Source organism: Pseudomonas sp. CFBP 5748 (assembly GCF_053850495.1).
The window spans coordinates 508,581-521,738 of sequence record NZ_JBSPTN010000004.1 but is presented as its reverse complement, the minus strand read 5'-3'; the positions used below and the strand labels follow the sequence as shown (position 1 = coordinate 521,738).

At 62.1% G+C, this 13,158-nt stretch carries 12 protein-coding genes; 7 read left to right on the top strand and 5 right to left on the bottom strand.

Annotated features, from left to right (window positions below):
* The first annotated feature begins 25 nt into the window (after nt 1-25).
* From betC to ACWNZ1_RS12395, 3 genes are all read left to right on the top strand, one after another.
* Nucleotides 26-1,540: a choline-sulfatase gene (gene betC / locus ACWNZ1_RS12405; protein WP_135843017.1), complete on the top strand. Its 1,515-nt coding sequence runs from the start codon at nt 26-28 to the stop codon at nt 1,538-1,540.
* Nucleotides 1,541-1,555: 15 nt separating this feature from the next.
* Complete coding sequence (gene choX, locus ACWNZ1_RS12400; protein ID WP_092167778.1) at nt 1,556-2,476, top strand: choline ABC transporter substrate-binding protein; 921 nt, start codon at nt 1,556-1,558, stop codon at nt 2,474-2,476.
* Nucleotides 2,477-2,709: 233 nt separating this feature from the next.
* A complete protein-coding gene (locus tag ACWNZ1_RS12395) occupies nt 2,710-4,278 on the top strand; it encodes a SulP family inorganic anion transporter (protein WP_135843019.1) in 1,569 nt (522 codons plus the stop codon).
* Nucleotides 4,279-4,345: 67 nt separating this feature from the next.
* Here the strand turns inward: ACWNZ1_RS12395 and aroE are convergent, their stop codons facing one another.
* Together aroE and hemF are read right to left on the bottom strand one after the other, a co-directional pair.
* Nucleotides 4,346-5,167, bottom strand: coding sequence for a shikimate dehydrogenase (gene aroE / locus ACWNZ1_RS12390; RefSeq protein WP_265072534.1), 822 nt, complete (start codon nt 5,165-5,167; stop codon nt 4,346-4,348).
* A gap of 13 nt (nt 5,168-5,180) precedes the next feature.
* On the bottom strand, nt 5,181-6,095 hold the full coding sequence (gene hemF / locus ACWNZ1_RS12385; RefSeq protein WP_135843021.1) for an oxygen-dependent coproporphyrinogen oxidase: 915 nt from the start codon (nt 6,093-6,095) through the stop codon (nt 5,181-5,183).
* 164 nt (nt 6,096-6,259) lie between these two features.
* On the opposite strand from hemF, the gene ACWNZ1_RS12380 reads away from it, so the two are divergent.
* Nucleotides 6,260-7,237, top strand: a complete 978-nt coding sequence (locus tag ACWNZ1_RS12380) for an NADPH:quinone reductase (protein ID WP_135843022.1) — start codon at nt 6,260-6,262, stop codon at nt 7,235-7,237.
* A gap of 81 nt (nt 7,238-7,318) precedes the next feature.
* On the opposite strand, the gene ACWNZ1_RS12375 is transcribed toward ACWNZ1_RS12380, so the two are convergent.
* The 3 genes from ACWNZ1_RS12375 to ACWNZ1_RS12365 form a co-directional block, all read right to left on the bottom strand.
* Entirely contained in the window at nt 7,319-7,876 is a 558-nt protein-coding gene (locus ACWNZ1_RS12375; RefSeq protein WP_018603585.1) for an L-threonylcarbamoyladenylate synthase, read from the bottom strand.
* 60 nt (nt 7,877-7,936) lie between these two features.
* The gene (dprA, locus tag ACWNZ1_RS12370; protein WP_265072535.1) at nt 7,937-9,031 is read right to left on the bottom strand and encodes a DNA-processing protein DprA; all 1,095 of its coding nucleotides are present in this window, start codon (nt 9,029-9,031) and stop codon (nt 7,937-7,939) included.
* Nucleotides 9,032-9,111: 80 nt separating this feature from the next.
* Complete coding sequence (locus ACWNZ1_RS12365; protein ID WP_135843024.1) at nt 9,112-10,137, bottom strand: LysM peptidoglycan-binding domain-containing protein; 1,026 nt, start codon at nt 10,135-10,137, stop codon at nt 9,112-9,114.
* A gap of 158 nt (nt 10,138-10,295) precedes the next feature.
* Between ACWNZ1_RS12365 and def the strand changes: the two genes are divergently transcribed.
* The 3 genes from def (at nt 10,296) to rsmB (ending at nt 13,140) form a co-directional block, all read left to right on the top strand.
* On the top strand, nt 10,296-10,802 hold the full coding sequence (gene def, locus ACWNZ1_RS12360) for a peptide deformylase (protein ID WP_456027651.1): 507 nt from the start codon (nt 10,296-10,298) through the stop codon (nt 10,800-10,802).
* 71 nt (nt 10,803-10,873) lie between these two features.
* Nucleotides 10,874-11,833 (top strand): methionyl-tRNA formyltransferase, encoded by a 960-nt coding sequence (gene fmt, locus ACWNZ1_RS12355; RefSeq protein ID WP_265072536.1) that lies wholly within the window; start codon nt 10,874-10,876, stop codon nt 11,831-11,833.
* Nucleotides 11,830-13,140 (top strand): 16S rRNA (cytosine(967)-C(5))-methyltransferase RsmB, encoded by a 1,311-nt coding sequence (rsmB, locus tag ACWNZ1_RS12350; RefSeq protein WP_256453993.1) that lies wholly within the window; start codon nt 11,830-11,832, stop codon nt 13,138-13,140. Before fmt ends, rsmB begins: the two co-directional genes overlap by 4 nt.
* Nucleotides 13,141-13,158 lie beyond the last annotated feature (18 nt).

Here is a 13,158-nt window from a genome sequence, read left to right as displayed (position 1 = left end):
GTCTACTATGGAATGCCGCGAATACATGAAGCGCAAGAACATTCTTTTCATCATGGCCGATCAAATGGCCGCGCCAATGTTGCCGATCTACGGTCCTTCGCCTATCAAGCTGCCCAATCTGTCGCGCCTGGCCGACCAAGGCGTGGTATTCGACGCGGCTTATTGCAACAGCCCGCTCTGCGCACCGTCACGCTTCACCCTGGTGAGCGGCCAGTTGCCCAGCAAGATCGGCGCCTATGACAACGCGGCGGATTTCCCCGCAGACGTTCCGACTTATGCCCACTACCTGCGTCGCCTTGGCTACCGCACGGCGTTGTCCGGCAAGATGCACTTTTGTGGGCCGGACCAGTTGCACGGCTATGAAGAACGCCTGACCAGTGACATTTACCCGGCCGATTATGGCTGGGCCGTGAATTGGGATGAGCCCCACGTGCGGCCGAGCTGGTACCACAACATGTCTTCGGTGTTGCAGGCCGGGCCCTGCGTGCGCACCAACCAGTTGGATTTCGATGAAGAGGTGGTGTTCAAGGCCCAGCAGTACCTGTTCGACCACATCCGCGAGGACGGTGACCAGCCGTTCTGCCTGACGGTCTCCATGACCCACCCACACGACCCGTACACAATTCCCAAGGCGTTTTGGGATTTGTATGACGACAACGACATCCCGCTGCCGCAAACCCCGGCGCAAACCGAACTCGACCCGCATTCCCAACGCTTGCTGAAAGTCTACGACCTGTGGGGCAAGCCGCTGCCTGTGGATAAGATTCGCGATGCTCGCCGCGCGTACTTCGGCGCCTGCAGCTATATCGACAGCAATGTCGGCAAGCTGCTGCAAACCCTGGAAGACACCGGATTGCTGGACGACACCATCATCGTGTTCTCCGGCGATCACGGGGACATGCTCGGCGAAAAAGGCCTCTGGTACAAAATGCACTGGTTCGAAATGGCCGCTCGCGTACCGTTGCTGATCAGCGCACCGGGCCAGTTCGCCAGTGGCCGGGTCAGCGCGGCGGTGTCCACCGCCGACTTGCTGCCCACCTTGGTCGAACTCGCTGGCGGCACGCTGGAGCCAGGGCTGCCCCTGGATGGCCGCTCGTTGGTGCCGCACCTGCAAGGGCAGGGCGGGCATGACGAAGTGTTCGGTGAATACATGGCCGAAGGCACCATCAGCCCATTGATGATGATTCGCCGTGGGCCGTGGAAATTCATCTACAGCGAAGATGACCCGTGCCTGCTGTTCGATGTACGCAACGACCCCAAGGAATTGGAAGATCTCAGCCAATCACCCGAGCATCAATCCCTGTTCGCCGATTTTCTCGCCGAGGCGCGGGACAAATGGGACATCCCGGCCATTCATCAACAGGTGCTCGCCAGTCAGCGACGTCGCCGTTTCGTCGCCCAGGCCCTGGCCTTGGGCACACTCAAGAGCTGGGACCACCAGCCACTGGTGGATGCCAGTCAGCAATACATGCGCAATCACATCGACCTCGACGATCTGGAGCGCAAGGCCCGTTATCCACAACCCTGCCAAAACCAATAACGTAAGGGCAAGCACATGCAAAAGTTATCCACAGTACTGACCGCTGGGCTGTTGGCATTGAGCAGTGTTTCGGCGTGGGCCGAACAGAGCTGCGAAACGGTAAAAATGGCCGACCCGGGTTGGAGTGACATCGCCGCGACCAATGCCATCACCGGTTTCCTGCTCGATGGCATGGGTTACAAGGCCAAGGTCGATACCCTCGCGGTGCCCATCACCTTCGGCGGCCTCAAGGACGGCCAGGTGGACGTGTTCCTGGGTAACTGGATGCCGGCGCAGCAGGGCTTCTATGACAAGTTCGTCGCCACCGGCGATGTCACGCAACTTGCCAAGAACCTGGACGGTACGGAGTTCACCCTGGCGGTTCCGGACTACGTCTGGGACGCGGGTGTGCATAACTTTGCCGACCTGAACAAATTTGCCGACAAGTTCGACAAAAAAATCTACGGCATCGGTTCAGGTGCCCCGGCGAACCTTTCCCTGAAAGAAATCATCAAGACCAATGATTTCGGCATGGGCGAGTGGAAACTGGTGGAGTCCAGCGAACAGGCAATGCTGGCGGAAGTCTCCCGGGCCGTGAAGAAACAGAAGTTCGTGACCTTCCTCGGCTGGACGCCGCACCCGATGAACGTGCAATTGAAAATGCACTACCTCAAGGGCGGCGAGAAGTACTTCGGCGACACCGGCAGTGTTTATACACTGACGCGCAAAGGTTATGCACAGGCGTGCCCGAACGTTGGCAAGTTGTTGACCAACCTGAGCTTCACCCAGGAAATGGAAAACAGCATCATGGCCGAGGTGGTGAACAACAAAGTCAGCAACGCCGATGCGGCCAAGGCCTGGATCAAGGCTAACCCGGCGGTGTTGGATAAATGGCTGGACGGCGTGAAGACCCTCGATGGCAAGGATGCGTTGGCGGCGGTGAAAGCCAAGCTCTAGGCATAACAGCGAGCGGCTTTTGTGGCGAGGGCGCTTGCTCTCGCTGAAGCTGTAGGCGCTGCCGAAGGCTGCGATCTTTTGATCTTTCACTTGAGATTCAAGTGTCTGGGGAAAGATCGCAGCCTCGTTGCACTCGACAGCTCCTACAGTGCAGTCCAGCGGGAGCAAGCCCCCCTCGCCACGGGGGATCGTTCGCCTGATACTCTTGCGCCAAACCCCACCCTTGAGGCCCCATGGCATTCCCCACTCGCCATTCACTCTTCCCTTTCCTGAGCTGGCTGCCGCGACAGACTCGGGCCAGTGTCGGCCGTGATCTGATCGTAGGCCTGAGCGGTGCGATTCTCGCGTTGCCGCAGTCTATTGCCTACGCGCTGATTGCCGGTTTGCCGCCTGAATACGGGCTGTACGCGGCGATTGTCCCTGTGCTGATCGCCTGCCTGTGGGGTTCGTCATGGCACCTGATCTGCGGTCCTACGGCGGCGATTTCCATCGTCCTGTATGCCAGCGTCAGTCCTCTGGCCGTGCCCGCCAGCGACGACTACGTGACTTTGATCCTGCTGCTGACGGTGTTGGCCGGTATTTTCCAATGGCTGCTGGGGCTGTTGCGGTTCGGTGCGCTGGTGAATTTCGTTTCGCACTCGGTGGTGCTGGGTTTCACCCTGGGGGCAGCGGTGGTGATTGCGCTGGGGCAGTTGCCGAACCTGCTGGGCCTCGACCTGCCGAACGAAGCGACGGCGTTGAAAGGTTTGCTGATGTTGCTCAGCCATATCCAGGCTGTGGATAAACCGTCATTGCTGCTGGGATTGGGGACGCTGGTGCTGGGTGTCGTGCTCAAGCGGTTGCTGCCGCGCTGGCCGAGCCTGTTGATCACATTGGTGATCAGCAGCCTGGTGGTCTGGCTGTGGCCGGCGATGTTCGGCCATGTGGCGCTGGTCAGCGCCTTTGCCGGGCGCCTGCCACCTCTCACGCCACTGCCGCTGGATCTGGAGCTGATCCTGCGCCTGCTGCCCGGTGCCGTCGCGGTGGGCATGCTCGGGCTGGTCACCAGCCTGTCTATCGCCCGTTCGCTGTCGGTACGCTCCGGGCAATTGCTCGATGCGAATCAAGAGGTGAGGGCGCAGGGGCTTTCCAACATCATTGGCGGATTTTTCTCTGGATCCTTGTCGGCCGGTTCCTTTACCCGTTCCGGCCTCAGCTATGAAGCCGGGGCGTGTTCACCCCTGGCCGGGGTGTTCTCGGCCCTATGGGTGGCACTGTTTGCGGTGGCGGGCGCGAAACTGATCGCGCACATTCCGATCCCGGCCATGGCCGGCAGTATTCTGCTGATCGCCTGGGGATTGGTGGACCATCGCGGTATCCGGGCGTTGTACCGCGTGAGCCGCGCCGAATTCGTGGTGATGAGCCTGACCTGCCTGGCTACGTTGCTGCTGGAGCTGCAAACCGCAATCTATGCCGGTGTGCTGGCCTCGCTGTTCTTTTACCTTAAGCGCACTTCACAGCCACGAGTACAACATTCCCATGAAGGGGAAGCAGACATCCTACGGGTTGGCGGCTCGATCTTTTTTGGTGCCAGTCATTACTTGCAAGTGCGCTTGCAACGGCTGCAAGCGCAGCGGGTGGTGATTGATGCCCAGCAGATCAACTTCATCGACTATTCAGGGGTGGAAATGCTCCACCAGGAAGCCCGGCGCCTGCGCAGCCAGGGGCGCAGCCTGACGTTGCGCAGGGCCCGGCCGCATGTGGTGGAGGAGTTGAAGAAGCTGGAAGGGCCGCAGAACTGCCCGATCCTTTTCGAGGACTGAAAAGCTTCAGATGAATGCAATTTGTGGCGAGGGTTTATGTGGGAGCAAAGCTTGCTCCCACAACAGCTTAAAGTGCTAGCTGACGGCGCAGTTCGGCCAGTACCGGCGCAGTGTCCGGGCGAACCCCGCGCCACAGGTAGAACGCTTCGCCCGCCTGTTCGGCCAGCATGCCCAGGCCATCCATCACCACCGCAGCGCCTTGTTCCTTTGCCCAACGGCAGAACGAGGTCGGTTCCTTGCCATACATCATGTCGTAGCAAACCGTCTTGCCGGGCTCGATCAAACTTCCAGCAATGGGCGGTACATCCCCTGACAGGCTGGCGGATGTGGCATTGATGATCAGGTCCACCGGCTCTTGCAGCCAGTCGAAACCACTGGCCGACACCGGGCCCAGGTCCGCAAACAACTCAGCCAGCAATTCGGCCTTTTCCACCGTACGATTGGCGATGATCACCGAGGCTGGCGCTTCAGCCAGCAGCGGCTCCAAGGCACCACGCACCGCACCGCCGGCCCCCAGCAACAGGATGCGCTTGCCCTTGAGGCTAAAACCCGCGTTGACGGTCAGGTCCCGAACCAGCCCGGCGCCATCGGTGTTGTCGCCCAACAGGCGACCGTCGGCCAGCTTGCTCAACGTATTGACCGCCCCCGCCCGCTGAGCTCGCTCGGTCAGGCTGTCGGCCAGGCGGAAGGCGTCTTCCTTGAACGGCACGGTGACATTTGCCCCACGGCCCTCGCGGAAAAATTCCCGCGCGCAACCGACGAAATCATCCAGGGGCGCCAGCAGCGTGGTGTAGTCCAGCACTTGCCCGGTCTGTTCGGCGAACAGGCGGTGGATCAATGGCGACTTGCTGTGGCCGATCGGGTTACCCATTACAACGTAGTGATCCATGGAAAATCCCCGTTCAGGCTGTCGCCAGCCAATCGCGATCCTGCAGGAAGTATTCGGTCAGCCGTGCCTCTTCGCTGCCCGGTTCGGCTTTCCAGTCGTAGCCCCAGCGCACTTGCGGCGGCAGCGACATGAGGATCGACTCGGTACGCCCGCCCGATTGCAGCCCGAACAGGGTGCCGCGGTCGTAGACCAGGTTGAATTCCACGTAGCGCCCACGGCGGAACTCCTGGAATTCCCGTTGTTTGGCGGTGAACGGGTCATGCTTGCGGCGACGCATGATCGGCAGGTAGGCATCGATGTAGGCATCGCCGATAGCGCGCATGAAGGCGAAGCTGGTGTCGAAATCCCACTCGTTCAGATCGTCGAAAAACAGGCCGCCGATACCCCGGGGCTCGTTGCGATGCTTGAGATGGAAATAGCTGTCGCACCAGGCCTTGTAGCGCGGATACACCTGCGGGCCGAATGGCGCGCAGGCCTGCTCGGCAATGCGATGCCAATGCACACAATCTTCCTCCACGCCGTAATAAGGCGTCAGGTCGAAGCCGCCGCCGAACCACCAGACCGGTTCTTCGCCTTCCTTTTCAGCGATGAAAAAGCGCACGTTGGCGTGGGACGTCGGCACATGGGGGTTATGCGGATGGATCACCAACGATACACCCAAGGCCTCGAAACCACGCCCGGCCAATTCCGGCCGATGGGCGCTGGCCGACGGTGGCAGGCCGCTGCCGAAGACGTGGGAAAAGTTCACGCCGCCTTTTTCGATCACCGTGCCGTGTTCGATCACCCGGGTGCGACCGCCACCACCGGCAGGCCGGGTCCAGGCATCTTCGACAAAACGAGTGCCGCCGTCCTCGGTTTCCAGGGCGGCGCAGATACGGTCTTGCAGGTCGAGCAGGTAGGCTTTCACGGCCTCGGTGCGAGTGGACATGACATCACCTTGATCAGGACTACGCTACGCGGCGTACAGTGGGCCGGTGGCAAATGGGCGCACAGGATACCACCGCACTTGCCCATGCCACAGTTGACGAAGGTCAAGCTTAGGAGTCCGATAGAAGGCTTGGTAAAAAGTCCTGCGACAAGGAGAGAGTGAAGATGGCCAAACGTATCCAGTTCAGTTCCCACGGTGGTCCCGAAGTGCTTGAGTATGTGGGTTATCAGCCTGCCGAGCCGGGCCCGCAGCAGGTGCGTGTCAGCAACAAGGCGATCGGCCTGAACTTCATCGACACCTATTACCGCAGTGGGCTTTACCCACCGCCGACGCTGCCATCAGGCCTGGGCGCCGAAGGCGCGGGCGTGGTCGAGGCGGTCGGTAGCGACGTCACGCGGTTCAAGGTGGGTGACCGGGTGGCCTATGGCAGCGGTCCGCTGGGGGCCTACAGCGATGTGCATGTGTTGCCCGAGGCCAACCTGGTGCATTTGCCCGAAACCATCAGTTTCGAACAGGCCGCCGGGGTGATGCTCAAGGGCCTGACTGTGCAATACCTGTTGCGCCAGACGTATGAACTCAAGGGTGGCGAAACCATCCTGTTCCACGCCGCCGCCGGTGGCGTGGGCTCCTTGGCCTGTCAATGGGCCAAGGCCTTGGGCGTGAAGTTGATCGGTACCGTCAGCTCGCCGGAAAAAGCCGCCATCGCCAAGGCCCACGGCGCTTGGGAAACCATCGACTACAGCAAGGAAAACGTCGTACAGCGTGTGCTGGAGTTGACCGACGGCAAGAAAGTGCCGGTGGTGTACGACGGGGTCGGTAAGGACACCTGGCTGACCTCGCTGGACTGCGTGTCCCCCCGTGGCCTGGTGGTGAGCTTCGGCAATGCCTCCGGGGCGGTGGATGGCGTGAACCTGGGGATTCTCTCGGCCAAGGGCTCGCTGTACGTCACCCGCCCGACCCTGGCGACTTACGCCAACAATGCCGAAAACCTGCAACGCATGGCCGACGAGCTGTTCGGGATGATCAGCAGCGGCAAGATCAAAGTGGATATCAACCAGCGTTATCCCCTGGCGGAAGCGGCCAAGGCCCAGGCCGAGTTGTCGGCACGGCGCACGACTGGCTCGACGATTCTCCTGCCCTGATTTAAAGGTTGCTAAAGAACCTGTGGGAGCAAGCTCGCTCCCACAGTGGTTTTGTGCAAGATGCAGAAGGTGTGTTCGGGCTCAGTCCGGCCGCACCACTTTCCCGGTCGCCAGGTCACGAATCACGCTGGGGTTCCTGCGTCCACCCAGGTTGCCACCGAGCACCAGGTCGATCTGCCCACGGAAATACTGCTCGACGCGAATCCGCGTGCGCGCTGCCGGGCGGCCCTGGGGGTTGGCCGAGGTGGACACCAGCGGCCCCACCAGTGAGCACAAATCACGTACGGTCGGGTGATCGCTAACCCGCAGTGCAACGGTGTCGTGCACGCCGGTGATCCATTCCGGCAACAGGTTCTGGTGCGGCACCAGCCAGGTATTGGGCCCCGGCCAAGTGCTGGCCATGCGGTCCATCCAGGTTTCCGGGAAGTCTTCGAACAGAAAGTCGAACTGGTGGATGTTGTCAGCCACTAGAATCAGACCCTTGTCAGGCAGCCGTGACTTGATCGCCAGCAGACGCTCCACCGCTTCCTCGTTCCACGGGTCGCAGCCCAGGCCCCAGACCGCCTCGGTTGGATAGGCAATCACCGCCCCGGCGCGAATTTCTCGCGCGGCTTGTTGCACACGCCAACTGTTGACCATGAAAGACTCTCCGCAACACAAATAAGGCTGTGCGCAGTTTACCGATCTTCCCCATAAAACCTAGCGCGCAAACCAGCGCCCGTTGTCACAGGTGGCGCGTCCTTCCATTTCCAACTCGGTCAGCGCCGCCAGCACTTTGGGCAAGCCCCAGCCACTGGCGTCGGCCAGCGCCTCGCTGCTCAGCGGCGCGGCATGCAGCAGGCGCAGCAGCGGATGGGTCACGGGCTGAGGCTCCGAGGCCGGCGGCAACCGCTGCCAACCGCGCAGCGCTTCGAGGATGTGCTCGACGGTTTCCACCAGCGCCGCGCCGTCGCGGATCAATTGATGGCAGCCCCGGGCGCCGGGGTGATGAATCGACCCCGGAATGGCATACACCTCGCGGCCTTGTTCCGCCGCCAATCGCGCGGTGATCAGCGAACCGCTGGCGACGCTGGCCTCGACCACCAGCACTCCCAGGGACAAGCCACTGATGATCCGGTTGCGCCGTGGAAAGTTGCTGGCATGGGGTGGCGCGTCCAGGGGGAACTCCGATAACACCGCGCTGCCCTGGGCGATCATCGCGTCCGCCAGCCGGCGATTGCGCTGTGGATAAAAATTTTCGAGCCCGGTGCCCAACACGCCGATGGTCTGCCCGCCGACGTCCAGCGCTGCTTGATGAGCCGCTGCGTCGATGCCCAAAGCCAAGCCGCTGGTGATGACAAAACCGGCCCCGGCCAGGCTTCGGGAAAAAGCCGCCGCGGTGTCCATGCCTGGCCGCGATGCGCGGCGACTGCCGACCATCGCCAACTGTGGTTTTTCCAGGAATCCGGCGTTGCCGGCAACGAACAGCAGCGGTGGCGCATCGCTGATCTGCGTCAGCAGCGCCGGGTAGTCAGGCTGGTCCCACATCAGTAAATGCTGGTCCGAACGCTCAAGCCAGGCCAGTGCGTGGGCGGCGCCGTCACGCACATCCGGGTTACGCCGGGCTTCGGCACACGCCGCCGGCAACCCCAGCGCGCGCCATGCGCTGGCCGGTGCGCTGATGGCTTTGGAGGCAGAGCCAAAGGCCTCCATGAGGGTCATGAAACGTTTGGGCCCCAGTTCCGGCAAACGGTGCAGGCGTAGACGGGCCTCCAGTTCCGCAGGGGAAACCGAAGCAGATTCAGGCAATGGCATGTGATCATCCTTGATCGTTATAAGCCCCGACAAAACGGGAACAAGCTGTGGATAACTCTGTTGGTAACTTGTGAGAACAGCTAAGGATTACGCACCTTGTCGAGCACCGCCAACGAGCGCGAGGCGTACAGCACCAAGCCGTAGCTGAGCTTGTCGTAGGTGCGGAAAACCATCAGCAGGCCGGCCCGTTCATCCGGGATTTTCACCTGCTCGCCGGTGATGCGGTCGCGCACGGTTTCGCCGGTCTTCATCACCGCCAGCACGTTGCCTTCAGCCAGCCCGTCCCGGCGCCCCTTGTTCAGGGTAACCACATCCAGCGCACCGATCTGGGTCACGCCGCGGGGTACGTCAAGGATCAGCCCATTGATCGGCGACTTCGGCGCGCTAGGCATGAACGTCGAGTTGATCGAGCGCTCTTCGCCGCTGAACAGCCGGTCACCGAGGCGCACCTCCTGGGTGGTGCGTTGCAGGGCCAGGGTGGTGACGTCGCCTTCGGTGGCGACCACCTCGCCGCTGCCGATGTCGTCGGCGTTGACGCCCAGGAACTCCTTGGTCTCGGGGTCAGTGTAGACCTTGCCCTGGCGGAAGATACCGTACGCTGGCTGGCTCGCGTCGAATGGGCCACGGGCAAAGACCCGATCCCCCATGCCGCTGAGTACCCGTTCGGCATTGCCGGCAACGATGTACGGCGCTTTATTGAAGTCCTCGGCCTTGTCGACGATGCGGTTGCTCAACAGAAAGCTGTTGATGGCTTGCAGCGGAATGCTCGGGATGGCATCGGCCACTGGCGAGCTGCGGATGCGTGGCGACAGCTTGATGGTGCCACGCGAGGCACCGCGATTGAGAGTCAGGCGCGGCTGGCCGTTGACGTAGACCAGTGACAGGGTGTCGCCAGGGTAAATCAGGTTGGGGTTTTCGATCTGCGGGTTGGCCTGCCAGAGCTCCGGCCATTTCCAGGGTTCGCGCAGGTATTTTCCGGAAATGTCCCACAGTGTGTCCCCCGTCACCACCGTGTATTGCTGGGGAAAACCTTCCCGAAGTTGCACTTGCCCGTGCGCGATACCGGCCGAGGCCAGGAGCAGCAGGGCGAGTAGTGATTTCCTCATGCGGTGAATCCCTTTATTATGTGCGTTCGCGTAAAACGCCAGAGCCCCCGTGGCTCGCTCCGTTTCACACAGAGCAACGTTTTACAACGGTAGCCTGCATCCCAAGACACGCCAGGCCAGCCACCCGACTTTACCTCACACGTGCATTTATCAAGCTTATGGCCATTTTGAACATTCTCGAATTTCCGGACCCGCGCCTGCGCACTATCGCCAAACCAGTGGCCGTAGTGGACGACGAAGTGCGTCAGTTGGTCGATGACATGTTTGAAACAATGTATGAAGCGCCAGGCATCGGCCTCGCCGCGACCCAGGTCAACGTGCACAAGCGTATCGTCGTGATGGACCTCTCCGAAGACCGCAGCGAGCCGCGGGTGTTCATCAACCCCGAGTTCGAAACCCTGACCGACGAGATGGGCCAATACCAGGAAGGCTGCCTTTCGGTGCCGGGCTTCTATGAAAACGTCGACCGCCCGCAGCAGGTCAAGATCAAGGCCCTGGATCGCGACGGCCAACCTTACGAGCTGATCGCCGAAGGCTTGCTGGCGGTGTGCATCCAGCACGAGTGTGACCACCTCAACGGCAAGTTGTTCGTCGATTACCTGTCTACCCTCAAGCGTGACCGGATCAAGAAGAAACTGGAAAAACTTCATCGCCAGAATGCTTGATGCCCTCCTTACAAAGGCTTGCTGCGGCAAGCCTTTTTCTTTTGCGACTGCTTTGTAAATGAGAGCCTCCCATGACTGAGCCACTGCGCATCGTCTTTGCCGGCACCCCCGAGTTTGCCGCCGAACATCTCAAGGCCCTGCTCGCCAGCCCCCATGAAATCATCGCGGCCTACACCCAGCCGGATCGGCCGGCCGGTCGCGGGCAAAAACTGATGCCCAGCCCGGTCAAGCAGCTGGCCCTGGAGAATGGTCTCCAGGTGTTGCAGCCGCCGACTTTACGTGATGCCCAAGCCCAGGCCGAACTGGCGGCGCTGAAACCGGACTTGATGGTGGTGGTCGCCTACGGCCTGATCCTGCCCCAAGTGGTGCTGGATATCCCGCGCCTGGGTTGCATCAACAGCCACGCCTCGTTGCTGCCGCGCTGGCGCGGTGCGGCGCCGATCCAGCGCGCCGTGGAAGCCGGCGACGCGATGAGCGGCGTCACGGTGATGCGCATGGAAGCCGGCCTGGACACCGGGCCGATGCTGCTCAAGGTCAGCACCCCCATCAGCGCCGAAGACACCGGCGGCAGCCTGCACGATCGCCTTGCACTGATCGGCCCGCCGGCCGTGGTCCAGGCCATCGCTGGCCTGGCCGCCGGTACGCTGGAGGGCGAAGTGCAGGATGACCACCTCGCCACCTATGCGCACAAACTGAACAAGGACGAGGCGCGCATCGACTGGAGCCGCCCGGCCATCGAGCTGGAGCGCCTGGTGCGCGCCTTCTACCCATGGCCGATCTGCCACAGCACCTTGAACGGCGAAGCCCTGAAAGTGCTGGCGGCCAGCTGCGCCGAAGGGCAGGGCACACCTGGTGAAATCCTCGGCGCCAGCAAGGACGGCCTGGTCGTGGCCTGCGGTGAGCAGGCGTTGTGTCTGACGCGCCTGCAACTGCCCGGTGGCAAGGCGCTGAACTTCAGTGACTTGTTCAACAGCCGACGTGAGAAATTTGCCGTCGGCACGCGCCTGGGCCAAGCGGTGGACGCCTCATGAACCCGCGTCTGGCCGCCGCCAAGGCGCTTGCTGCCGTCCTCAACGGAAAAGCCTCACTCAACAGTTCCCTGCCGACCCAGCTGGACAAGGTGGAAGACCGCGATCGCGGTTTCACCCAGGACCTGGCGTTCGGCACCGCCCGCTGGCAGCCGCGCTTGTCGGCCCTGGCGGCCAAGCTGCTGCAGAAGCCCTTCAAGGCGGCCGATGCCGACGTCGAAGCGCTGCTGTTGGTGGGGCTTTATCAGTTGCTCTACACCCGCGTTCCCGCTCACGCCGCCATTGGCGAAACCGTGGGCTGCGCCGACAAACTGAAAAAGCCCTGGGCCAAGGCCCTGCTCAATGCCGTGTTGCGCCGTGCCCAACGGGAAAGCGAAACCCTGCTGGCCGAGCTGGAACATGATCCGGTGGTGCGCACCGCCCACCCGCGCTGGTTACAGAAATCCCTGAAAGCTTTCTGGCCCGAGCAATGGGAAGCCATCTGCGCGGCCAACAATGCCCATCCACCGATGATCCTGCGGGTCAACCGCCGCCACCATACGCGCGATGCCTACCTGGCCTTGCTCGGCGAGGCGGGCATCCCGGCCATCCCGTGCCAGTACAGCCGCGACGGTATCGTGCTGGAAACCCCCGGCGATGTGCGTGCGCTGCCGGGCTTCGCCGAGGGCTGGATCAGCGTCCAGGACGAAGCTGCCCAACTGGCCGCCGATCTGCTGGAACTGGCGCCCGGTCAACGGGTGCTGGACGCCTGCTGCGCACCGGGTGGCAAGACCTGTCACATCCTTGAGGTCGAGCCAAAACTGGCCGGCGTGGTGGCGGTGGACCTGGAAGCCAAGCGCCTGGTGCGGGTCAAGGAAAACCTCGAGCGCCTGGGCCTGGAGGCCGAACTGATCGCCGCCGATGGTCGCGACACCGCGACCTGGTGGGACGGCAAGCCGTTCCAACGTATCCTGCTGGACGCGCCGTGCTCGGCCACCGGTGTTATCCGCCGTCATCCAGACATCAAGCTCACCCGCCAGCCGGACGACATCGCCGCACTGGCGGTGCTGCAGGGCGAATTGCTCGATGCCCTGTGGCCGACCCTGGAAGTCGGCGGCATGTTGCTGTACGCCACCTGTTCGACGTTGCCGACCGAGAACACTGAAGTGATCGAAGCCTTCCTCGCTCGCACCCCGGGCGCCCGGGAGCTGGACATCGCCAGCCAGGCCGGCGTGAAGCAGCCCCATGGCCGCCAGTTGCTGGCCCAGGAGGGCGGTCATGACGGGTTCTACTACGCCAAACTGATCAAGATCGCCGCCGCACGCGGTTAAAACCGATTCGATAGGAGT